Origin of the sequence: Streptomyces sp. NPDC049627 (genome assembly GCF_044465645.1) — a bacterium.
Taxonomy (GTDB): Bacteria; Actinomycetota; Actinomycetes; order Streptomycetales; family Streptomycetaceae; genus Streptomyces.
On the sequence record NZ_JBITLW010000003.1, the window covers coordinates 611,514 to 633,615 of the forward strand.

The window sequence follows — 22,102 nt, forward strand, 5'->3', positions numbered from 1 at the left end:
TGTGGAGGTCGCTCGGGGGACCGGGCCGTGGGCGGTGCCTCTACCGCTGCGGTCCGCTCTGCTTGCCGATGACGGTCCCGTAGAAGGTGCCGCCCCGGAAGTCGACGTGGTCTCCGCCGTACGTCGCTCCGCCGTCCCCGCGCCGATGGGGACCCTCCTCGGAGTCGGAGGGAACGGAGGAATCCTGGCGCGGCCGGTGCTTGTGCAGCACGGCCACCGTCACCGCGGCCGCCTGCCTGGCGGCGAGCTCTTGTGAGCCCGCGGCGTCGGCGTCGCGTTTTCCGGCATCGGCGCGGTCGCTGATCCCCCGGATCACCAGGGCGTTCACCTGGCCGTTCAGGTGGGCCGCCTGGAGCGCCCCGGAGCCCTCCATCTCGATCGCGCCCGCGTCGTTGTAGCTCCGCCGGATGAACGCGGCGATCTCGGACTCGGCGTCCGCCAGCACCACGTCCCCCGTGGCGATCGGCATGAAGTGCGCCCGTACGTCGGGCATGTCCCGCACGGCGGAACGCGCCGCCTGCTCGAGCGCGTGCGAGCCCGGCAGGGCCTTCGGCCGGACCAGGAAACCCTCGGGTGTCTGCTTGCCGCCGTGGATCTCGTACACCTGCGTGCCCACGACGACGTCCCCGATCCCGACGTCGTCCTTCAGACTGCCGGCGACGCCGACGAAGAGCACGGCCTCGGGATGCAGCCAGTTGATGAGCTGTGCGGTGAGAGCGGCGGCCCGCTCGGCGCCCATGCCCAGCTCGGCGAGGGCAACATGCCAGGCCATGCCGGGTAGTTGGCCCTTCTCGACCCGGGTCCCGTCAGGGTGCACGAGCTCCTTCCGTTTCTCGACGTGCGCGCGTATCGCGGCGTATTCGAGAGGAAGCGCGGTCAGGACGAGAACAGTGGGCTGAGTCTCCGGCACACTCATAAGGTACGCCGGGGGAAGGGAATCGAGTGCCGGAACAGGACGTCACCGCCGGGCAGTTGCTGCTCGCCGAGTACCAGACCATCAAGGACGAGCAGAAGGCGCGGATCGGGTTCCGGGACAACCTGCTCTACGTGACGCTGGCGGCCGTGGCCGCCGTCATCGCCGCGTCCGCGCAGGCCAAGCAGGCGTCGATGCTGCTGGCGCTGCCGCCGGTGTGTGTCGTGCTCGGGTGGACCTACCTCGTCAACGACGAGAAGATCTCCGCGATAGGCAAATACGTCCGCGAGGATCTCGGACCGCGGCTCGCTGCGCTGGCCGAACCCGGCGGCGGCTTCCAGGCGTTCGGCTGGGAGACCGCGCATCGCGGGGACGCGCGGCGCGGGTCCCGGAAGGCCGTGCAGACCGTGGTGGACCTGGCGGCGTTCTGCGCGGTGCCGCTGGCCGCGCTCGTGGTGTTCTGGGTGGATGGTGGCAGTGGCGGGCTGATGATGGCGCTGTCGGTACTGGAGGCGCTCGCCGTGGCGGGGCTTGCCTCGCAGGTCGTGTGGTACGCGAAGGCGTGAACTCCCCTCCTTGGTCTTACCTTTGGCGTACGGTCATGAGCCGGCCGACGGGGGAGAGCGGTAGGGAGCGGGGCGTATGAAAGCGGCGTTACTGGCAGCCCTGGCCGAGGGCGCGGGTGGGGACGGCGGACGCCGGGCGGTGGAGCGGCTGGCGCGGGCCGTGGGGCTGGACGCCGGGGCGTCCGCCCGGGACATCGCCGAGGCCGCGAAGGATCCGGCACGGCGGGACGCAGTACGGGAGTGGGGCGAGACGGTGGCCGGCCTGCTCGGCGCCGATCCGCAGGGCGTTGCCGGAGCCGTCGCGCGGGCCATGGAGCGGTCTGCGCCGGGAAGCGGGACGTCCTGGTACGACGGTGACCATGCCGACTTCCGGGGTGGGGTCTTCCTGCGTGAGGTGGTCGGGGTGCAGGTGGTGATCCACGGGGGTGCCGTACCGGAGGCGCTGGCCGGATTGCCGCCGAGGCCGGGTGGGTTCGCGGGGCGGGCGGAGGAGACGGCGGCGTTGCTGGGGGCGCTGGATCTGGCTGGGGCGGCAGAGTCCTCCGCGGTGCTTGTCGCCGCCGTGTCCGGCCTCGGTGGCATCGGCAAGACCGCGCTTGCCGTCGAGACCGCGCACCTTGCATGTGAGCGGGGCTGGTTCCCGGGCGGGGTTCTCTTCATCGACCTGCATGGCTATGACCAGGAGCCCGTAGCCGCCGACCATGCCCTTCAGGCTCTGCTCCGGGCCCTGGGGATCGCGCCGGGACACATCCCGAATACGGCGGACGAGCGGGCCGCGCTCTATCGCTCGACGCTGGCCGCCCGGGCCCGCGAGCGTGGCGCGGTGCTGGTTCTGGCCGACAACGCGTCGTCGCCGGACCAGGTGCGGCCGCTGCTGCCGGCCGACGCCCGGCACCGCGTTCTGGTCACTTCTCGCGACCGGCTGCCCCAACTTGGTGCGCGGCTCGTCCGCTTGGATCAGCTCAGCTCGAAGGAGGCGTACGAGCTTCTCGACCGTGCGCTGCGGATCGCGGACCCGGACGACAGCCGAGTCGGTGACGATCCCGACATGGCCGAGCGGCTTGCCCGTCTGTGCGGCCATCTGCCGCTGGCCCTGCAGATCGCGGCGGCTCTGCTGGCGGAGGATCCGGATATGCCGGTGGCGGAGCTTGTGGCGGAACTGGGCGAGTCGAGAGACCGGCTGGAGTATCTGGACGACGGTGAGCGCAGCGTTCGTGCCACCTTTGAGCTCTCCTACCGCCGACTGCCGTCCGAGCAGGCTCGACTGCTGCGGTTGCTCGCCCTTGCACCGGGGGCCGAGGTGAGCGACCAGGTTGTCGCCGCGTTGGTCGGTGCCGAGGTGCCTCCGGCGCGGGAACTGAAGGCATTGGCCCGCGCGCACCTCCTTGAGAGGGGGAGCGGGCGAGGGCGGTGGCGGCTGCATGACCTGGTGCGGGCATTCGGGGCACATGTGGTGGCCGGTGACGCGGCTCTGCGGGAGGAGGGGGACGTCGCACGGACGCGGGTGTTCGCGTTCTACGGCTTGTGGTCGATCGCAGCCCATGCCTGGTTGAGCTGGTTGCCGGGAAAGTCGCGGCCGCGACCGCAGCCGTTCGCCGACCGTGCGCAGGCTGTGGCGTGGCTGGACGATGAGCGGGCGGGGATGGTGGCGGCCATCTTGTGGGGGCTGGAGGAGCGATACGTGGACTTGGCGGCGGGGCTGGCCGAGCTGCTGACGCCGTACCTCGCCTGGCGGCGGCACTTCGACGATCTGATCACGGTCAACCGTGCCACGCAGGAGGTCGCTCACCGCGCCGGGAACCGTCCGGATGAGGCGCGTGCGTTGCTGAGTCTGGGCGGTGCCCTGATGCAGACGGGCCGGCTGGGGGAGGCGAGCGAGGCACTCATCAGTGCCCGTGACTTGTACCACGCTGTGGGCGACCATCATGGTGAGGCCGCTGCGTGGGACAACCTCGGCTTCATCATGCAGGAGGCGGGCATGGTGGACGAGGCGATCAGCGCGCACGTGTATGCCCGCGACCTGTTCCGGGCCCTCAAGGACCGTCGCGGTGAGGCCAAGGCGTGGGACAACCTGGGTTGCTCCTTGGATGAGGCCGGTCGGCCGGAAGAGGCGATCGAGGCCCTCATCAGTGCCCGTGACCTGTACCGGGCCGTCGGTGACCGCCAAGGTGAGGCCGCGGCGTGGGGCAATCTGGGCGTCGCCCTAGCGGCGGCGGGTCGGGCGGAGGAGGCGATCGACGCGTACGGCAAGGCTCTGAAGGTCTTGCACGAATTCGAGAACTGGTTTGAAGCCGGTCGCATGCTCAGAAACCTGGCAGCTGCTCAGACAGACCTCCAGCGCCTCGCGGATGCCCGCACCTCCTACCTGCGAGCCGCTGACGCCTTCACCCGAGCGGGTTCCCCCGCTCAAGCCGCCGAAGCTCTCACCGCTGCTGAACCCCCCGAACCCACCGATAAACCAACTCCGGCCTCCCCACCTGCCCATAAACCGGCGCCCGCTCAGCCCTCCCCGCCTCCACCAAATGCTCCAGATACCGCCGAGCCGTGATCCGGGAAATCCCCACAGCCTCCGCGACCCCCGCCGCAGTGAGCCCTTCCGCCACCTCCCGCAGCGCCCCCGTCACCCGCTCCAACGTCGGCCCGCTCAACCCCTTCGGCAGCGCCGCGGGGGAGGGCGCCCGCAGTGCCGCCAGCGCCCGGTCCACCTCGTCCTGCCCGCTCGCCTCCCCCACCGCCGCACGGAACTCGGCGTAGCGCACGAGCCGGTCCCGCAGCGTGGCGAACGTGAAGGGCTTCAGTACGTACTGCACGACCCCCAGCGACACCCCCTCCCGCACCACCGCCAGATCCCGCGCCGACGTCACCGCGATCACATCCGCGTGATGCCCGGCCGCCCGCAACGACCTCGCCAGCTGCAGCCCGTGCACATCCGGCAGGTGCAGGTCCAGCAACAGCAGGTCCACCGGCGTCCGCTCCAGCGCGCGCCGCGCCTCCGCCCCCGTGTGCGCCTTGCCGACCGCGACGAAGCCGGGCACCCGGCCGACGTACATCACATGCGCGTCCGCCGCCACCGGGTCGTCCTCCACGACCAGGACGCGGATGGGCTGCTCAGCCGCCGTCATACGTCACCTCTCGCAAACGCCGCGCCCCCGGAAACGGCCCCCTCCACCAGCGGCAACCGCACCTCGAACACCGCCCCGCCCCCCTCGGCCTCCGCAACCGACAACTCCCCCTCGTGCCGGCCCACGGCCTGCCGCACGAGCGCCAGTCCCAGCCCCCGGCCCCCCGGCCCCGCCGGCTTCGTCGAGAACCCCCGCTGGAACACCGCCTCGGTATGGGCGGGGTCCACCCCGGCCCCCGTGTCCGACACCCGCAGCACCAGCTCGCCACCCTCCCCGCCCTCGGCATACGCCGTCACCGTCACCCGCGCCCCGACACTGCCCTGCGCCGCGTCCACCGCGTTGTCGATCAGGTTGCCCAGTATCGTCACCAGGTCCCGGGCGGGCAGGGTGTCCGGCAGCAGCCCGTCGTCCAGCCGGCTGTCCTCCGACACCACCAGCTCCACGCCCCGCTCGTTCGCCTGCGCCGTCTTCCCCAGCAACAACGCCGCCAGCACAGGCTCACTCACCGCGGCCACCACCTGGTCCGTCAGGGCCTGCGCGAGCTCCAGTTCTGCCGTGGCGAACTCCACCGCCTCCTCGGCCCGCCCCAGCTCGATCAGCGAGACCACCGTGTGCAGCCGGTTCGCCGCCTCGTGCGCCTGGGACCGCAGGGCCTGGGTGAAGCCCCGCTCCGAGTCCAACTCGCCCATCAGGGACTGAAGTTCCGTCACATCGCGCAGAGTCACCACCGTGCCGCGGCGCTCACCACCCGACACCGGCGAGGTGTTCACCACCAGCACCCGTTCCGCCGTCAGATGCACCTCGTCCACCCTCGGCTCGGACGCCAGCAGCGCCCCGGTCAGCGGCGCCGGCAGCCCCAGCTCCGCCACCGACCGGCCGACGACATCGCCGTCCACACCGAGCAGCTCCCGCCCGCCGTCGTTGATCAGCGCCACCCGGTACTGCCCGTCCAGCATCAGCAGCCCCTCCCGCACCGCGTGCAGCGCGGCCTGGTGGTAGTCGTGCATCCGGCTCAGCTCGGCCGCGTTCATGCCGTGCGTATGGCGACGCAGCCTGGCATTGATGACGTACGTACCGATCGCACCCAGCGCGAGCGCGCCCGCCGCCACCCCGATCAGCGCCGCGACCTGGTCCTGCGCCCGCTCGCTGATCGCCTCGACTTTGATGCCCGCGCTGACCAGCCCGACGATGTCCGCCGGGTCCCTTCCTCCGTCGGAGACCCGGCCCCCACCGCTGTCGTAGATCGGTACGACCGCGCGGACGGACGGGCCGAGCGTGCCGGTGTACGTCTCCGTGAAGGGCTCACCGTGCAGGGCGCGCTCGGTGTGGCCGCGGAAGTGCTGGCCGATCTGCTGCTCGTCGGGGTGCGTCCAGCGGATGCCCTCGCGGTTCATGATCGTGACGAAGTCGACGTCGGCGTCGTGCTGGACCCGGAGCGCGTACGGCTGGAGCTCGGCCGTCGGGTCGGCGGTGCGGATCGCCTCCCGTACGGACGGGGCGTCCGCGATCGACTGGGCCACCGCCATGGCCTGCCGCCCCGCCGCGTCCTCGGCCTGGCCGCGGTCGCTGACGTACGTGAACACCGCGTACCCGGCGACGAGCACCGCTATCAGCACGGCCTGCATGGCGAAGAGCTGAGCGGCCAGGCTGCGGGGTCGCGGGATGGCGGGGATGCGCATGTCGTCAGTCTGCCTCCATGGCTGATGGTGAACTAAATGAACGGAAGGGTGACCGCCCTCACACGGCGGGAGATAGTCACCGCATCGCTGAATAAGACACCCCCGTCCCCCAGGGCGGCCGGCCCCCCTCCCCGGGGGCGCGGCACCCGCTCAGCGAACCCCCACCCCGGACGTGAGCCGCACGCCGGTGATGCCGACGAAGACGTCAAGGAGGGCAGCCGTGGCCGCCGCCAGTTCCCCCGATACGGCACCTGCCGCACCCGTCGCCAAGCGGGACCGCACGCACTACCTCTACATCGCTGTGATCATCGCGGTCGCCCTCGGTATCACCGTGGGTCTGGTCGCGCCCGACTTCGCGGTGGAGCTGAAGCCCATCGGAACGGGCTTCGTGAACCTGATCAAGATGATGATCTCGCCGATCATCTTCTGCACGATCGTGCTGGGCATCGGCTCGGTACGGAAGGCCGCCAAGGTCGGGGCCGTCGGCGGTATCGCGCTGGGCTACTTCCTGGCGATGTCGCTGGTGGCGCTGGGCATCGGCCTCGTCGTCGGCAACATCCTGGAGCCGGGCACGGGCCTTCAGATCACCGACTCGGTCAAGGACGCCGGGCACGAGCAGGTCGACGCCGAGGCGCTGCCGCCGGTCGACTTCGTGCTCTCGATCATCCCCAAGACCCTCGTCTCCGCCTTCACCGAGGGCCAGGTCCTGCAGACCCTGCTGGTCGCCCTGCTCGCCGGTTTCGCCCTGCAGGCCATGGGCTCGGCCGGGCAGCCGATCCTGCGCGGCGTGGAGCACATCCAAAAGCTGGTCTTCCGCATCCTCGCCATGGTGATGTGGGCCGCCCCCATCGGTGCCTTCGGCGCCATCGCCGCCGTCACCGGATCCGCCGGCGTCGACGCGCTCAAGAAGCTCGCCATCCTGATGCTCGGCTTCTACGTCACCTGCTTCCTCTTCGTCTTCATCGTGCTCGGCGCGCTGCTGCGGATCGTCGCCGGCCTCAACATCCTCACGCTCTTCAAGTACCTGGGCCGTGAGTTCCTGCTGATCCTGTCGACCTCGTCCTCCGAGTCCGCGCTGCCGCGCCTCATCGCGAAGATGGAGCACCTCGGTGTCAGCAAGCCGGTGGTCGGCATCACCGTCCCGACCGGCTACTCCTTCAACCTCGACGGCACCATGATCTACATGACCATGGCCTCGCTGTTCATCGCCGACGCCATGGGTACGCCGATGGCGATCGGTGAGCAGATCCCGCTGCTGCTCTTCCTGCTGGTCGCGTCCAAGGGCGCCGCCGGTGTCACCGGCGCCGGCCTGGCCACGCTGGCGGGTGGTCTGCAGTCGCACAAGCCGGCCCTGGTGGACGGTGTCGGCCTGATCGTCGGCATCGACCGGTTCATGAGCGAGGCGCGCGCCCTGACCAACTTCGCGGGCAACGCCGTGGCCACGGTCCTGATCGGCACCTGGACCAAGGAGATCGACCGCGAGCGCGTCGACCAGGTCCTCGCCGGTCAGCTTCCCTTCGACGAGAAGACCCTCCTCGACGAGGACGCCGCCGCCCAGGACACCTCCGCGGGGGTCCCGGGCCAGGGCGGCGAGAAGGAACTCGCCAAGGCGTAGGCGCTCCGCCGGGAGAGCCGAAGGGAGCTTCGGGGGTGCTGCAGTCCGTCGGTCGCGGGTCGTACGTGGCTGGTCGCGCTCACGCGGCGGTAGCCGCAGATCCAACACAGCCCCGCGCCCCTGAGGGCCTGCGCCCCCTCCCGCTCCGGACGTCCGGCCCCGCCTGAACCGGGGCCGGGCGTCCGGCTCACACCGAAATCCTTTGACCCGCCGTCCCGCCCGGCCTCACGCTGGAGGCCCTGATGCAGGCCGTCCCCCAGGAGGCGGACATGGCGGAAGAGGCGTCGAACGGCTCGCGCGAGCCGTCCCCTGTCTCGCTGGAGCAAGTGAACGACCTGTTCCACGAGTTCCTGACGGCGGTCGCCCGCGCCCCGCGCAAGGACTTGGAGGACGGCCGTAACCTCAGCACACGGCTGACGGCCCACCTCGGCTCCACCCCGGCCGACCGCCCCGTGGTCAAGGCGGCGTACGCACCGTACGACCTGCCCAACGTGCATCTCGCCCTGGAGCGCTGGTTCGCCGCCGACGCCGCCCGCTCCCATGAACTGATCGGCCTGCGCGGCGCCCGGCACCACGGCGACCTCACCCTCGGCGACATCCTCGACGCGGCCGACCGCTACGACCGGTTCGTGATCGGCGCCGTCGACTACGCCCACCTCCCCGTCGCACCGGACACCGAACTGGCCTGCGTCTCCTGCGGGTTCTACCTCGGCCGCGAGGGCGACGAACGGTTCGCGGTGCTGCTGCGCGGACCGCAGGACGAGTACGGGCGCAACAAGGTCGAGGTCGAAGTCCTCGCGCGGGACAAGGAGTTCGGGGACCGCCTGCTCGCCGAGCTCGACACTCTCGTACGCGAACACAACGTCTTCCGCGGACAGGTCCTGTCCTTCGAGGGCTCGGAGTTCGGGCACGGGCTCGGGCCCTTCCGCTTCCATCGCCGTCCCGCCCTCACCCGTGACGACATCGTGCTGCCGGCCGGCCTCCTCGAACGCCTGGAACGTCAGGTCGTGGGCGTGGCCCGGCGCCGCGAGCAGTTGCGCGCGGCGGGCCAGCACCTGCGCCGCGGACTGCTGCTGTACGGCCCGCCCGGCACCGGCAAGACCCACACGATCCGCTATCTGCTCTCCCACCTCCCGCAGTTCACGGTGGTGATCCTGGCCGGCACCAGCATCTCGGCCATCGGCCCCGCCTGCGCGCTGGCCCGGATGCTCCAGCCGGCACTCGTCGTCCTGGAGGACTGCGATCTGATCGCCGAGGCCCGCGACTACGGCGGTGGCGACCAGCCCCTGCTCTTCCAGGTCCTGAACGAGATGGACGGCCTCGGCGACGACGCCGACGTCGCCTTCCTGCTCACCACCAACCGTGCCGATCTGCTGGAGCCGGCCCTGGCCCAGCGCCCCGGCCGGGTCGACCTCGCCGTCGAGATCCCCCTCCCCGACGCCGAGGGGCGCGCCCGCCTGCTCGGCCTCTACGGCGCCGGACTCACCCTCGGCAAGGACATCGCGGACGAGGTGGTGACCCGCACGGAGGGCACGACGGCGTCCTTCACCAAGGAGCTGGTACGGCGCTCCGTGCTGATCGCGGCCGAGCGCGAGTCGCCCCGCACGGAGCCGGACGACGTCCGCGCCGCCCTCGACGAACTCCTCTCCGACCACGACCGCCTCACCCGCCGCCTGCTCGGGGTGCGGGGCGTGGAGGCGGAGATGGACGGCATGGGCGACGAGGAGGGGGACGATGAAGAGGGGGACTGGAGCCCGCCGAGGGCCGTCCCCGGTTTCCCCGGCCCCCTTCCCTGGGGGCCTCGCCCGGGCCCTGCCCCGGGTGTGCCGCCCGGCCCGCCGCCGCCCCCGCCGCCCGGCTGAGCGGCGGTCGTCAACCGGCCGGAGCGGCCGCTCCGTCGAGCCGTGCCCATTCCTCCGCGCCGAGCACCGGGTCCGCCGCGGCCGCCGAATCCCGGATCGTCTCCGGGCGGCTCGCCCCCGGAATCGGGATCACGGCGGGGAAGCGTGCGAGCAGCCAGGCCAGGCACACCTGCTGTGGGCTGACGCCGCGTGCGTGCGCCACGGCGTGGAAGGCGCCGAAGCGCGGGTCGTCCTCCGTCCGCGACGGCCCGTCCAGCGAGCTGCGGGAGATGCCGCCCAGCGGACTCCACGGCAGGAACGCCAGGCCGAGCTCCGCACACAGCCGAAGCTCGGCCTCGCTGTCCCGCACGGCGGGCGAGTACCGGTTCTGCACGGAGACGAGACGGTCGCCGAGGATCCGGCGGGCGGTGCGGATCTGGTCCGCGTCCGTGTTGGAGACGCCGGCCAGCCGGATCTTGCCCTCGTCGAGAAGCTCGCGCAGCGCGCCGACCGACTCCTCGAACGGGACGGACGGATCGGGCTTGTGGAGCTGGTAGAGGCCGATCGCCTCGACGCCGAGCCGCCGCAGCGAGGCCTCGGCGGCCGCCTTGAGGTGGCGGGGGTCGCCGTTGACCGTCCAGCTGCCGTCGGCAGGCCTGCCGCGGCCGCCCTTGGTGGCCACGAGCACGCGGTCCGTGTCACCGCCGTACGCGGCCAGCGCACGGGCCACGAGGAGTTCGCCGTGACCGGGCTCGGCGCCGGGCAGATGGTACGAGTCCGCCGTGTCCAGCAGCGTCACCCCCGCGTCCAGGGCGGCGTGCACGGTGGCCAGGGCGCGCTGTTCGCCGGGGCGGCCCTCGATGGACAACGGCATCACGCCGAGGCCGATCGCGCTCACGCGGTGGGGTCCGAGAGTGCGGTGGTACATGTCACTCGCCGTCCTTTCCGAGGGTCTCGGCGACGGCCTTCGGGAGCCACTGCCGGGCCTGCGTGAAGCGGAAGCCGAGCCGTGTGGCGCGGGAGTTGTCCATGCCGTAGGCGCGGGTGAAGGAGAACGGGGAGACCTCGCCGACCTCGACGGGCCGGAAGACGGTCTCGCCGTCCGGGAGGTGCGCGGCGATCGCGTCGCACAGGTCCGCCGTGGTGAGCAGGCCGTGGGAGGCGGCGTTGACCGGGCCTGTGAAGTCCTGGCCCACCGCCCAGAACAGGAAGTCGGCGATCTCCTCGACGTGGATGTACGTCGCCGGACGGTTCACCACGGGTACGGAGATGGGTGCGCGGGAGCGGATGCGGCTCGCGTAGTGGTTCATACGGCCCGTGAAGTCGTCGTCCCCGCCCAGCACATGGGCGACGCGCACCGCCGTGTACGGGAAGGCCGGGCCGGCGGCGAACACGGCCTCCGCCTGCCGCTTGCCCTCGCCGTAGTGCGTGTCGAGGAACTCCGGGTCGTCCCAGGGGAGTGCGAGGTCCACGGCCACGTCCAGGGGATCGACGTCCGTCTCGCGCACGGGGGCGATCGAGTCCTCGTACTCGTAGACCTCCACCGTCGATGTCAGCACGTAGCGACGGGTGCGGCCGGTGAAGACCCGGCGGGCGGTCTCCGCCTGGCGGGGTGTGTAACAGACCTGGTCGACCACGGCGTCGAAGGTCCGCGAACCCAGCGCCGCCGTCAGGGACGTATCGTCGTTCCGGTCGGCGATCAGCTGAACCACGCCCGGCGGCGCGGCCGACGATCCGCGATTGAGGACCGTCACGCGGTCTCCGGCGGCCAGCAGCCGTGTGATCAGCCGCTTGCCGAAGTAGCGGTTGCCGCCGATGACCAGTACCTCTCGTGCCTTTCGCATGACCATAATTCTCCGGGCCACGCACCGCGTCCTGAAGGGGAAGACATGGGAGATACGGCCACCGCGCCGAAAGAACCACGGCATCTGCGCCCGGCCGCCAACGAAACATCGGTGGCCTTCGACGCCTTGGACCGGCAGATCCTGGAACTGCTCCAGACCGACGGCCGGATCAAGCTGAGCGAGCTGGGCCGGCGCGTGCGGCTCAGCCCGGCCGCCGTCACCGAGCGGGTACGGCGGCTGGAGGCGGCGGGCGCGATCACCGGGTACGGCGCCCATGTCGCGCCCGCCCGGCTGGGCTACGGCATCCAGGCCTTCATCCGGGTCAACCCGCACGGCGGCTACACCCTCCGCCATCCGCGCACCCTGGAGCTGATCGACCGCCCGGAGATCACCGAGGTCCACCACGTCGTCGGCGAGGACTGCTGGATCCTGAAGGTCGCCGTGGAGGACACGGTCCACCTGGAGGAGGTCCTCGAACAGACCTCGGCGCTGGGGCGTACGACGACGTCGATCGTGCTGTCCTCTCCGGTGCCGGGAAAGCCTCTCCTGCCGCGGTTGCCCTGACGTCGGCGTCAAGGCTTACGTTCGTAGGCATGCGAATCGGCGAGCTGGCCGCGCGGGCCGGGACCACGACGCGCACGTTGCGCTACTACGAGTCGCGGGGGCTGCTGCCCGCGCGGCGCAGCGGCAACGGGTATCGGACGTACGACGAGGACGATCTGAAGCTGCTGCGGCAGATCAGGACGTTGCAGGACTTCGGGTTCGACCTGGAGGAGACCCGGCCGTTCGTGGAGTGTCTGCGGGCCGGGCACCCGGAGGGCGACTCGTGTCCCGCCTCGCTCGCGGTCTACCGGCGCAAGCTGGACGAACTCGACGCGCTGATCGGCGAGTTGCAGGCCGTGCGGGCCAACATCGGCCTGCGGCTTGCGATGGCCGAACAGGAGACCGTGCTGGCCGAAGGCGAACCACCGTTGTGCGAACTGGGAGGGCAGGAGCTGTGATCAGGGCAGCAGGCGTGGCAGAGGTGACGGACGCGGACTTCGAGGCGGAGGTGATCGGGGCGGAGCTGCCGGTGCTGGTGGAATTCACCGCCGACTGGTGCCCGCCGTGCCGGCAGATGGGGCCGGTGCTCAGTGCCGTCGCCTCGGAGGAGGGGGAGCGGCTCAAGGTGGTGCAGCTGGACGTGGACACCAACCCGCTGACCACGAACGCCTACAAGGTGCTGTCCATGCCGACGTTCATGGTGTTCCGCGATGGTGAGCCCGTGAAGTCGATGGTGGGGGCGCGGCCGAAGCGGCGGCTGCTGGAGGAGCTGGCCGACGTGATCTGACGTGATCTGAATCTCGCCGACATACGAAAAAATCCCCTGAGCAATTGCGCTCGGGGGATTCTTCTGCGTATATTCAATGATTCGCGACTTCAAGGGGATTGAGTCGCGGAGAAGTTCACTGAACGCAGTATATCCGGGCGGGAGCGGAATTGTCAAACACCGAATTTCAAGACGGTGAAATGCGACGCGAGCAGGAATTCATCGACGACCTGTACGCGCGCGTGGACGCGCTGCGCGGTGACACCGAGTCCTCCGTCACGGACGCGCTCGCCCAGGGCAACACGCCCATGCAGGCGCGGCTGGAGCGGGACATCCTCGTCGCCGAGCGCTCGGGCCTGCTCGCCGCGCTGAACGCGGTGGACGGCTCGCTGTGCTTCGGCCGGATCGACCTCTCCTCGGGTGTCGTCCACCACATCGGCCGGATCGGTCTGCGCACCGACGACGCCGAGCGCACGCCGATCCTCATCGACTGGCGGGCCGATGTCGCCCGCCCCTTCTACCTGGCCACCGGCCACACCCCGATGGGGATCAGGCGCAGGCGGCACATCACCACCAGCGGCCGTACGGTCACCGCCCTGCACGACGAGATCCTCGACCTGGGCGACCAGGAGCGCACCGGCCACGAGGACCCGACCGGCGACGCGGTCCTGCTCGCGGCGCTGAACTCGGCGCGCACCGGCCGGATGAACGACATCGTGCAGACCATCCAGGCCGAGCAGGACGAGATCATCCGGGCCCCGCACCGCGGAGTGCTGGTGGTCGAGGGCGGCCCCGGCACCGGCAAGACCGCGGTAGCCCTGCACCGCGCCGCCTACCTTCTCTACGAGCACCGCGAACTGCTCGCCAAGCGCGCGGTCCTGATCGTCGGCCCCAACCCGGCCTTCCTCGGCTACATCGGCGAGGTCCTGCCCTCGCTGGGCGAGACCGGTGTGCTGCTGGCCACGGTCGGCGAGCTGTTCCCCGGCGTGCGGGCGACGGCGACCGACAGCCGGGAGGCGGCCGCGGTGAAGGGGCGTGCAGCCATGGCGGACGTGCTCGCCGAGGTCGTACGCGACTGGCAGGCGCTGCCCGACCCGGTGATCGCGATCGAGCACGACCGCGAGATCCTGATGCTCGACGACGGCCTGGTGAAGGTGGCGCGCGAGAAGACCCGCGCCGCGCGGCTGCCGCACAACGCCGCGCGCGAGCACTTCGAGGGCCACATCCTCAACACGCTCACCGAGCTGTACGCCGAGCGGGTCGGCACCGACCCGTACGACGGCACCAGCCTCCTCGACGCCGCCGACATCACCCAGATCCGCGACGAGCTCGCCGAGAACCCCGAGGTGTGGGCGGCCATCGACCAGTTGTGGCCGCGTCTGACCCCGCAGCGCCTGCTCGCGGACTTCCTCGCGGATCCGGTCGGCTACCTCCCCGACGAGGACGCGACCGCGATCCGCCGGCCCGTGACCCGGGAGTGGACGGTGGCGGACGTGCCGCTGCTCGACGAGGCGGCCGAACTGCTCGGCGTGGACGAGCGGGTGGCGCGGGCGCGGGCGGAGCGCGAGCGGGAGACGCAGGTGGCGTACGCGCAGGGCGTGCTGGACGTGTCGTACGCCTCGCGTACCTACGAGTTCGACGACAAGGAGGACGAGGACAGCGAGGTCCTCTCCGCGCACGACATCATCGACGCCGAGCGCTTCGCCGAACGCCAGGAGGAGGACGACCACCGCAGCGCCGCCGAGCGGGCGGCGGCCGACCGGACCTGGGCGTTCGGGCACATCATCGTCGACGAGGCGCAGGAGCTGTCGCCGATGGCCTGGCGGCTGCTGATGCGTCGGTCGCCCACCCGTTCGATGACGCTGGTCGGTGACCCGGCGCAGACGGCGGAGGCGGCGGGTGTCGGCTCGTGGTCGGGGATCCTCTCGCCGTACGTCGAGGACCGCTGGGAGCACACCCGTCTCGGGGTCAACTACCGCACCCCGGCCGAGATCATGGAGCTGGCGGCGGCCGTGGTGCGCGCCGAGAACCCCGGCTTCGAGCCGCCGAGTTCGGTCCGCTCGACGTGCGTACGCCCGTGGATCCGCGCCACCGACGACCTTCCCGGCGCCGTGGCCAAGGCGGTGGAGGAGCTGACCCCGGCGGAGGGGCGCCTCGCGGTCATCGCGCCCCGCCATCTGCATCGCAGGCTGGCGGCGGGGCTGGACGGGGTGACGGCGGGGGCGGAGCCCGACCTCACGCAAACGGTCGTACTCCTCGACCCTCGTCAGTCGAAGGGGCTGGAGTTCGACTCGGTGCTGGTGGTGGAGCCGGGGTTGTACGGCACGAGCGACCTGTACGTGGCGCTGACGCGGGCGACGCAACGGTTGGGCGTGCTGCACACGGGCCGCCTGCCAAAGGCACTGGCCACCGCCTGAACTGGTCTCGCCCCCGCCGCCCCTACCCATTCCCATCCCTGGGGGCTGCCGCCCCCAGACCCCCGCTTCGGCCCTGAAAGGGCCTCGTCCTCAAACGCCGGACGGGCTGAAAAACCAGCCCCTCCGGCGTTTGAGGAGCGGGGGTCCAGGGGGCAGAGCCCCCTGGCGGGGTCGAAGGGGCGGAGCCCCTTCAGGATGGGACGGGTAGGGGCGGCGGGGGCGAAGAACTACGCAGGGCGCAGCCACACCGTCGCCAACGGGGGCAACGTCAGCCGGATACTCGCGGCGCGGCCGTGCCACGGCTGGGCCTCCGGCTTGAGCGGGTCGGGGTTCGTCACATCGCTGCCGCCATAACGCGCGGCGTCGGTGTTCAGCGTCTCGTGCCACGCCGGGACGTCGTCCGGCACCCCGAGACGGTAGTCGTGCCGCACGACCGGAGACATGTTCGACACCGCCAGCAGCGGAGCCCCCTCCGCGTCGAAGCGGAGGAACGCGAAGACGTTGTCGTCGGCCGCGTCTCCGACCACCCACTGGAAGCCGGACGGGTCGGTGTCCCGCTGCCAGAGGGCCGGGGTGTGGCGGTAGACCGTGTTCAGGTCGCGGACCAGGTCCCGCACGCCCCGGTGGTCGGGCTCCGCCCCGTACGCCGGGTCCAGCAGCCACCAGTCCGGCCCGTGCGCCTCGGACCACTCCGCGCCCTGCGCGAACTCCTGCCCCATGAAGAGCAGCTGCTTGCCGGGGTGGGCCCACATGAAGCCCAGGTACGCCCGGTGGTTGGCGCGCTGCTGCCACCAGTCGCCCGGCATCTTCGACACCAGCGACCGCTTGCCGTGCACCACCTCGTCGTGGGAGATGGGCAGCACGTAGTTCTCGCTGTAGGCGTACACCATCGAGAACGTCATCTCGTTGTGGTGGTACTTGCGGTGCACCGGCTCCTTGGACATGTACTCCAGCGAGTCGTGCATCCAGCCCATGTTCCATTTCAGGCCGAAGCCCAGGCCGCCGAAGCCGCCCGGGCCCGACACATGCGTCGGCCGCGTCACGCCGTCCCAGGCCGTGGACTCCTCCGCGATCGTCACGACCCCCGGCACCCGCCGGTACACCGTCGCGTTCATCTCCTGCAGGAACGCCACCGCGTCCAGGTTCTCCCGCCCGCCGTGCTCGTTGGGCACCCACTGGCCCGGCTCGCGTGAGTAGTCCAGGTAGAGCATCGAGGCGACGGCGTCCACCCGCAGGCCGTCGATGTGGAACTCCTCGCACCAGTACGTGGCGTTGGCCACCAGGAAGTTGCGCACCTCCCGCCGCCCGAAGTCGAACTCCAGCGTCCCCCAGTCGGGGTGCGCGGACCGCAGCGGATCCTCGTGCTCGTACAGCGGACGCCCGTCGAACTCGGCCAGCGCCCAGTCGTCGCGCGGGAAGTGCGCCGGCACCCAGTCCATCAGCACGCCGATGCCGGCCTGGTGGAGCGAGTCCACGAGGTACTTGAAGTCGTCGGGGGTGCCGAGCCGGGCCGTGGGCGCGTAGAAGCCGGTGACCTGGTAGCCCCAGGAGCCGCCGAAGGGGTGCTCGGCGACCGGCATCAGCTCGACGTGGGTGAAGCCCAGGTCCTTGACGTACGCGGGAAGCTGCTCGGCGAGTTGACGGTACGTCAGCCCGGGGCGCCAGGAGGGGAGGTGGACCTCGTACACCGAGAACGGCGCCTCGTGCGTCGGCACCGACCCGCGCCGCTCCAGCCACGCCGCGTCTCCCCACTCGTGCTGCGAGGCGTGGACGATGGACGACGTGTTCGGCGGTGCTTCGGTCCGGCGGGCCAGCGGGTCCGCGCGCAGCGTCTTGGAACCGTCCGGCCGGGTGATCTCGAACTTGTACAGCTCGCCCTCACCGATGGCGGGCACGAACAGCTCCCACACGCCGGAGCCGCCGAGCGAGCGCATCGGATGGCCCGTGCCGTCCCAGTAGTTGAAGGTGCCGGCCAGGGACACGCCGCGCGCGTTCGGCGCCCACACCGTGAAGCGGGTGCCGGTCACGCCCTGGTGCGTCATCGGCTCGGCGCCGAGCGCCCGCCACAGCTGCTCGTGCCGTCCCTCACCGATCAGATGCAGGTCGAGCTCGCCCAGTGCGGGCAGGAAACGGTACGCGTCCTCGGTCTCCTGGACCGTCCCCTCGTAGGCGATGAGGAGCCGGTAGTCCGACGGTACGTCCCGCAGCGGCAACAGGCCCGAGAAGAACCCCTCCCCGTCGTCGTGCAGCTCGGCCCGCAGGTCGCCCGCGACGACCGTCACCGACAGGGCGTACGGCCGGAAGGCACGGAAGGCGACCCCGCCGGGGACCGGGTGTGCGCCGAGGACGGAGTGCGGGTCGTGGTGGGTGCCGCTGAGGAAACGGTCGCGGTCGCCGGCGTCGAGAGCGGCGGAGACGGCGGCCTCGGCCACCTCCACCGGCGCCAGGGGTTCTGCCTGCCTCGGAGTGGTCCTCTCGGGGGCCGCCTTCTGCGCGGGGATCTTCTTGGGCGTCGTCTTCTGCGCCGGGATCTTCTTGGCCGCGGCCTTCTTCGGGGCGGTGCTCTTCGACGCCGTGGCCTTGGACGCCGTGGTCTTCGCGGTCGTGGTCTTCGCGGCGGCCTTCTTGGCCACGGTCTTCTTGGCCACGGTCTTCTTCGCGGCGGTCTTCTTGGGGGTGCTCTTCTTGGCGGCGGCCTTCTTCGCCGGAGCCTTCTTCGCGGCCGTCTTCTTCGCCGCGGCCTTCTTCGCCGTCCCCTTCTTCATGGCCTCCGCGGCCTTCTCGGCGGCCTTGGCCGTCTTCGCCGTCGCCTTTTTCGCGACGCTCGTCTTCGCGGCCTTCTCCTCGGTCGTGTCCACGACCGGCTTCTCGGCCGTCTTCTTCGGATCCGAACCGCTGGAGGGAGTGGTGCGGGGGGTCACGGGCGGGGCCTCCTCGGCGAAGGTGGGGATGCGGGTGCAGGGGTGAAGGGGGACGGTGACGGTGATGGGGCCTGGGACGGGATCGGGGTGGTGCCGGAGTCCGTGGCGAGACGGCGTATCGCGGACAGCGGTACCGGCAGCCAGTCGGGGCGGTGGCGGGCCTCGTAGACGACCTCGTAGATCGCCTTGTCGGTCTCGTACGCGCGCAACAGCACCGGATCGGTCCGTGGATCGACGCCGCCGATCTCCGCGTATCCGGAGCAGTACGCGGCCCGGCAGGTCTCGGCCCAGCCCGGTATCCGCGGGTCGGCCGAGTGGGCGGCGTAGTCGAAGGAGCGCAGCATCCCGGCCACGTCCCGCACCGGCGGCTGCGGCATCCGCCGCTCGGCCAGCGGCTTCGACGGCTCGCCCTCGAAGTCGATCAGCCACCACTGACCGGCGGGCGAGCGCAGGCACTGCCCGAGATGAAGGTCCCCGTGGATGCGCTGGGCGGTCCAGGTGCGGCCCTCGGCGGCCAGGTCGGCCAGCGCCGCGAAGGCGGAGCGCAGGCCGGGGGCGTACGGCTGCAGCGCGGGCACGGTCTGCGCGGCCGCATCCAGCCGCTCGACCATGCCGTCGACCAGCTGCTGCACCTGCGTGCGCCCGAGTGTCACCGTCGGCAGCGTACGGGCCAGCGCCGTGTGCACCTCGGCGGTGGCGCGCCCGAGCGCCCGTGCCGCGGCGCCGAAGTCCTCACCCTTGGCCAGCTCGCGCAGCGCCAGCTCCCAGCCGTCGGCCGCGCCCTGCACGAAGGGCTGGAGCACCCCGAGGACGTACGAGTCGCCGGAGAGCTCCGCCCGGATCCATGCCGTCGGCGCGGGCACCCGGTCGCAGCCCTCACGCGCCAGGGCCAGCGGGAGCTCCAGGTCGGGATTGACGCCGGGGACGACCCGGCGCAACAGCTTCAGGATGAACGTATCGCCGTAGACGACCGACGAGTTCGACTGCTCGGAGGTCACCAGGCGGGGCACCAGGCCGGACCGGATGTCCTGGCTCGCGTCCCGTTCGAAGCGCAGCCCACCGATCCGGGCCCCGGTGCGCAGCGCCTCCAGGAGCAGCTCGGCGGGGCGGAGGTCGTACAGGGCGTCGTACACGGTGCGTCCGGCGAGCGGGCCCTCGGCGACGTGTCCGATCAGCGCGGGCGCCAGCCGGGGCGGCAGCGCCTCGCGCTCTCCTATGAGGAGCTGGTAGCAGTCCGCGGGCTGTTCCGGGGCGCCCGGCACCGGCACGAGGGGCTGATGGGCGCGCACCAGCAGGTGGTACAGGCCCAGCTTGCCGCCGGGCGGCAGCAGCTCGGTGGCCGCCACCAGCGAGAAGCCCGTGACGGGACGCCCCTTGCCCGCGAACCACCGCTGCCGCGGCAGCCACTCCCGCAGCAGTGGGTCCAGCGACGCGAGGAGACCTGGAGAGGTCGTGAGGGTGGTACGGGTGACGGATTCCGACATGGCGTCGCGTCCTTTCCCCGGGCCGGTCGGGGTGGTTACTGATGCGTGCCCCGGGCGGGGCGGGAGAAACCGCCCCGCCGGGCTCTCAGGCGGCGTCCTTGCGCAGCCGGAACCAGTAAAAGCCGTGCCCGCCGAGAGTCAGCAAGTACGGGAGCTCACCGATGGCCGGGAATCGCACCCCGCCGAACAGTTCGACGGGATGCCGCCCGTTGAACCTCCGCAGATCCAGTTCCGTCGGCTGTGCGAACCGGGAGAAGTTGTTGACGCACAGGACGAGATCGTCCTCGTATTCGCGCAGGAACGCGATCACGGCCGGGTTCGACGACTGGAGTTCGGTGTACGTGCCGAGTCCGAAGGCCGGGTTCTGCTTGCGGATCTCGATCATGCGGCGGGTCCAGTGCAGCAGGGAGGACGGCGAGGACATCGACGCCTCGACGTTCGTCACCTGATAGCCGTAGACCGGGTCCATGATGGTCGGCAGGAACAGTCGGCCCGGGTCGCTCGACGAGAAACCGGCGTTGCGGTCCGGAGTCCACTGCATCGGCGTGCGGACGGCGTCGCGGTCGCCGAGCCAGATGTTGTCGCCCATGCCGATCTCGTCGCCGTAGTAGAGGATCGGCGAACCCGGGAGCGACAGCAGCAGAGCGGTGAACAGCTCGATCTGGTTGCGGTCGTTGTCGAGGAGCGGGGCCAGGCGCCTGCGGATGCCGATGTTGGCGCGCATACGCGGGTCCTTGGCGTACTCCGCGTACATGTAGTCGCGTTCCTCGTCGGTGACCATTTCGAGGGTCAGCTCGTCGTGGTTGCGCAGGAAGATGCCCCACTGGCAGCCGGAGGGAATGGCCGGGGTCTTGGCGAGGATTTCCGAGACCGGGTAGCGCGATTCCCGGCGTACGGCCATGAAGATCCGCGGCATGACGGGGAAGTGGAAGGCCATGTGGCACTCGTCGCCGCCGGACTGGAAATCGCCGAAGTAGTCGACGACGTCCTCCGGCCACTGGTTGGCCTCCGCAAGGAGCACCGTGTCCGGGTAATGGGCGTCGATCTCCTTCCGCACCCGCTTGAGGAACTCATGGGTCGCCGGCAGGTTCTCGCAGTTCGTGCCCTCCTGGGCGTACAGATACGGCACCGCGTCCAGCCGGAAACCGTCGATCCCCAGGTCCAGCCAGAACTTCAGCGCGGAGAGGATCTCCTCCTGCACGGCCGGGTTCTCGTAGTTCAGGTCCGGCTGGTGGGAGAAGAAGCGGTGGAAGAAGTACTGCTTGCGGACCGGATCGAAGGTCCAGTTGGAGGCCTCGGTGTCGACGAAGATGATGCGCGCGTCGCCGTAGGCCTTGTCGTCGTCGGCCCACATGTAGTAGTCGCCGTACGGGCCGTCGGGATCCCTGCGGGATTCCTGGAACCACGGGTGCTGGTCGCTGGTGTGGTTCATGACGAAGTCGATGATGACGCGCATGCCGCGCTGGTGGGCGGAGTCCACGAAGTCCACGAAATCGGCGAGGTCGCCGAATTCCGGCAGGACGGAGGTGTAGTCGGAGACGTCGTAGCCGCCGTCGCGCAGGGGTGACTTGAAGAAGGGCGGCAGCCACAGGCAGTCGACGCCGAGCCATTGCAGGTAGTCGAGTTTGGCGGTCAGGCCTTTGAGGTCGCCGACGCCGTCGCCGTTGGAGTCCTGGAAGGAGCGGACCAGGACCTCGTAGAAGACCGCGCGCTTGAACCAATCCGGGTCACGATCCTTGGCAGGCGTGTCCTCGAAGGTGTCCTGAACGGGCTCGTTGACGATCATTTTGTGGGTGACCCTCCGATCTGCGGGGTGGACGGTCGCAGAACACGAAAGATGTGCGCGGGCGCGCGGCCCGGCTCAAGGCGCACATAGTTGGCCCTGCCCCAGTGATAGGTCTCGCCGGTGAGCTCATCGCGCACCGGTACCGACTCGTGCCAGTCCAGGCCGAGTTGCGGCATGTCCAACGAGACCGTCGCCTCCTGGGTGTGGTGAGGGTCGAGGTTGGCGACCACCAGAACCGTGTTCGATCCATGCCGCTTCGAGTAGGCGATCACCTCGTCCTTGTCCGCGTGATGGAAGTGCAGATCGCGCAGCTGACGGAGGGCCGGGTTCGCGCGCCGGATGGCGTTGAGCCTGGTGATCAGGGGGGTGATGGTGCGGCCTTCGCGTTCGGCGGTCTCCCAGTCGCGGGGGCGCAGTTGGTACTTCTCCGAGTCGAGGTATTCCTCGCTGCCCTGGCGCAGGGGGGTGTTCTCGCACAGCTCGTAGCCGCTGTAGATGCCCCAGGTGGGCGAGAGGGTCGCGGCGAGCACGGCGCGCACCTCGAAGGCGGGGCGGCCGCCGTGCTGGAGGTAGGCGTGCAGGATGTCGGGGGTGTTGGCGAAGAA

At 70.7% G+C, this 22,102-nt stretch carries 16 protein-coding genes and 1 pseudogene; 8 read left to right on the top strand and 9 right to left on the bottom strand.

Translation table 11 applies throughout. The features are described 5' to 3' along the window. Positions 1-40: 40 nt before the first annotated feature. The gene (locus ACIBU0_RS11930) at positions 41-916 is read right to left on the bottom strand and encodes a nucleosidase (RefSeq protein WP_398815471.1); all 876 of its coding nucleotides are present in this window, start codon (positions 914-916) and stop codon (positions 41-43) included. A gap of 26 nt (positions 917-942) precedes the next feature. Here ACIBU0_RS11930 and ACIBU0_RS11935 point away from each other — a divergent pair, with 26 nt between their 5' ends. Together ACIBU0_RS11935 and ACIBU0_RS11940 are read left to right on the top strand one after the other, a co-directional pair. Beyond that, positions 943-1,479, top strand: coding sequence for a hypothetical protein (locus tag ACIBU0_RS11935; RefSeq protein WP_398815474.1), 537 nt, complete (start codon positions 943-945; stop codon positions 1,477-1,479). 310 nt (positions 1,480-1,789) lie between these two features. Beyond that, positions 1,790-3,682, top strand: a pseudogene (locus ACIBU0_RS11940) (tetratricopeptide repeat protein); the annotation flags it as partial. 220 nt (positions 3,683-3,902) lie between these two features. Here ACIBU0_RS11940 and ACIBU0_RS11945 read toward each other — a convergent pair. After that, positions 3,903-4,601 carry a response regulator gene (locus ACIBU0_RS11945; protein ID WP_398815477.1) on the bottom strand — a complete coding sequence of 233 codons (699 nt, stop codon included), beginning with the start codon at positions 4,599-4,601 and terminating at the stop codon, positions 3,903-3,905. Beyond that, positions 4,598-6,280 carry an ATP-binding protein gene (locus tag ACIBU0_RS11950; protein ID WP_398815480.1) on the bottom strand — a complete coding sequence of 561 codons (1,683 nt, stop codon included), beginning with the start codon at positions 6,278-6,280 and terminating at the stop codon, positions 4,598-4,600. Before ACIBU0_RS11950 ends, ACIBU0_RS11945 begins: the two co-directional genes overlap by 4 nt. 190 nt (positions 6,281-6,470) lie before the next feature. Here ACIBU0_RS11950 and ACIBU0_RS11955 point away from each other — a divergent pair, with 190 nt between their 5' ends. Together ACIBU0_RS11955 and ACIBU0_RS11960 are read left to right on the top strand one after the other, a co-directional pair. Beyond that, positions 6,471-7,895, top strand: coding sequence for a cation:dicarboxylate symporter family transporter (locus tag ACIBU0_RS11955; RefSeq protein ID WP_398815576.1), 1,425 nt, complete (start codon positions 6,471-6,473; stop codon positions 7,893-7,895). Between the two features lie 242 nt (positions 7,896-8,137). Further along, positions 8,138-9,757 carry an AAA family ATPase gene (locus ACIBU0_RS11960; RefSeq protein WP_398815483.1) on the top strand — a complete coding sequence of 540 codons (1,620 nt, stop codon included), beginning with the start codon at positions 8,138-8,140 and terminating at the stop codon, positions 9,755-9,757. A 10-nt stretch (positions 9,758-9,767) separates the two neighbouring features. Here ACIBU0_RS11960 and ACIBU0_RS11965 read toward each other — a convergent pair whose 3' ends face one another. Together ACIBU0_RS11965 and ACIBU0_RS11970 are read right to left on the bottom strand one after the other, a co-directional pair. After that, positions 9,768-10,664 (bottom strand): aldo/keto reductase, encoded by an 897-nt coding sequence (locus tag ACIBU0_RS11965; RefSeq protein WP_398815486.1) that lies wholly within the window; start codon positions 10,662-10,664, stop codon positions 9,768-9,770. A 1-nt stretch (position 10,665) separates the two neighbouring features. After that, positions 10,666-11,580: an NAD-dependent epimerase/dehydratase family protein gene (locus ACIBU0_RS11970; RefSeq protein ID WP_398815489.1), complete on the bottom strand. Its 915-nt coding sequence runs from the start codon at positions 11,578-11,580 to the stop codon at positions 10,666-10,668. 45 nt (positions 11,581-11,625) lie between these two features. Here ACIBU0_RS11970 and ACIBU0_RS11975 point away from each other — a divergent pair, with 45 nt between their 5' ends. The 4 genes from ACIBU0_RS11975 to ACIBU0_RS11990 all read left to right on the top strand — a co-directional run bounded on the left by ACIBU0_RS11975 (position 11,626) and on the right by ACIBU0_RS11990 (position 15,306). After that, complete coding sequence (locus tag ACIBU0_RS11975) at positions 11,626-12,144, top strand: Lrp/AsnC family transcriptional regulator (RefSeq protein ID WP_398815491.1); 519 nt, start codon at positions 11,626-11,628, stop codon at positions 12,142-12,144. A 29-nt stretch (positions 12,145-12,173) separates the two neighbouring features. Beyond that, on the top strand, positions 12,174-12,581 hold the full coding sequence (locus tag ACIBU0_RS11980) for a MerR family transcriptional regulator (RefSeq protein WP_398815494.1): 408 nt from the start codon (positions 12,174-12,176) through the stop codon (positions 12,579-12,581). 14 nt (positions 12,582-12,595) lie between these two features. Continuing rightward, positions 12,596-12,910: a thioredoxin family protein gene (locus ACIBU0_RS11985; RefSeq protein WP_398815579.1), complete on the top strand. Its 315-nt coding sequence runs from the start codon at positions 12,596-12,598 to the stop codon at positions 12,908-12,910. 179 nt (positions 12,911-13,089) lie between these two features. Continuing rightward, positions 13,090-15,306, top strand: coding sequence for a HelD family protein (locus ACIBU0_RS11990; protein ID WP_398815496.1), 2,217 nt, complete (start codon positions 13,090-13,092; stop codon positions 15,304-15,306). A gap of 227 nt (positions 15,307-15,533) precedes the next feature. Here the strand turns inward: ACIBU0_RS11990 and glgB are convergent, their stop codons facing one another. From glgB to ACIBU0_RS12010, 4 genes are all read right to left on the bottom strand, one after another. Then, positions 15,534-18,227 carry a 1,4-alpha-glucan branching enzyme gene (gene glgB / locus ACIBU0_RS11995; protein WP_398815500.1) on the bottom strand — a complete coding sequence of 898 codons (2,694 nt, stop codon included), beginning with the start codon at positions 18,225-18,227 and terminating at the stop codon, positions 15,534-15,536. Then, positions 18,224-19,711 carry a maltokinase gene (locus ACIBU0_RS12000; RefSeq protein WP_398815503.1) on the bottom strand — a complete coding sequence of 496 codons (1,488 nt, stop codon included), beginning with the start codon at positions 19,709-19,711 and terminating at the stop codon, positions 18,224-18,226. Before ACIBU0_RS12000 ends, glgB begins: the two co-directional genes overlap by 4 nt. A gap of 85 nt (positions 19,712-19,796) precedes the next feature. After that, entirely contained in the window at positions 19,797-21,497 is a 1,701-nt protein-coding gene (gene treS / locus ACIBU0_RS12005) for a maltose alpha-D-glucosyltransferase (RefSeq protein ID WP_398815505.1), read from the bottom strand. After that, a partial coding sequence (locus ACIBU0_RS12010; protein ID WP_398815508.1) for a DUF3459 domain-containing protein occupies positions 21,494-22,102 on the bottom strand: 609 nt, incomplete at its 5' end. The genes treS and ACIBU0_RS12010, both read right to left, overlap by 4 nt.

Bases quoted from the DNA above. Each gene is read 5' to 3' on its own strand.
- ACIBU0_RS11930 (WP_398815471.1), bottom strand. From the start codon at position 916: ATGAGTGTGCCGGAGACTCAGCCCACTGTTCTCGTCCTGACCGCGCTT.
- ACIBU0_RS11945 (WP_398815477.1), bottom strand. From the start codon at position 4,601: ATGACGGCGGCTGAGCAGCCCATCCGCGTCCTGGTCGTGGAGGACGAC.
- ACIBU0_RS11950 (WP_398815480.1), bottom strand. From the start codon at position 6,280: ATGCGCATCCCCGCCATCCCGCGACCCCGCAGCCTGGCCGCTCAGCTC.
- ACIBU0_RS11955 (WP_398815576.1), top strand. From the start codon at position 6,471: ATGCCGACGAAGACGTCAAGGAGGGCAGCCGTGGCCGCCGCCAGTTCC.
- ACIBU0_RS11960 (WP_398815483.1), top strand. From the start codon at position 8,138: ATGCAGGCCGTCCCCCAGGAGGCGGACATGGCGGAAGAGGCGTCGAAC.
- ACIBU0_RS11965 (WP_398815486.1), bottom strand. From the start codon at position 10,664: ATGTACCACCGCACTCTCGGACCCCACCGCGTGAGCGCGATCGGCCTC.
- ACIBU0_RS11970 (WP_398815489.1), bottom strand. From the start codon at position 11,580: ATGCGAAAGGCACGAGAGGTACTGGTCATCGGCGGCAACCGCTACTTC.
- ACIBU0_RS11975 (WP_398815491.1), top strand. From the start codon at position 11,626: ATGGGAGATACGGCCACCGCGCCGAAAGAACCACGGCATCTGCGCCCG.
- ACIBU0_RS11980 (WP_398815494.1), top strand. From the start codon at position 12,174: ATGCGAATCGGCGAGCTGGCCGCGCGGGCCGGGACCACGACGCGCACG.
- ACIBU0_RS11990 (WP_398815496.1), top strand. From the start codon at position 13,090: ATGCGACGCGAGCAGGAATTCATCGACGACCTGTACGCGCGCGTGGAC.
- ACIBU0_RS12000 (WP_398815503.1), bottom strand. From the start codon at position 19,711: ATGTCGGAATCCGTCACCCGTACCACCCTCACGACCTCTCCAGGTCTC.
- treS (WP_398815505.1), bottom strand. From the start codon at position 21,497: ATGATCGTCAACGAGCCCGTTCAGGACACCTTCGAGGACACGCCTGCC.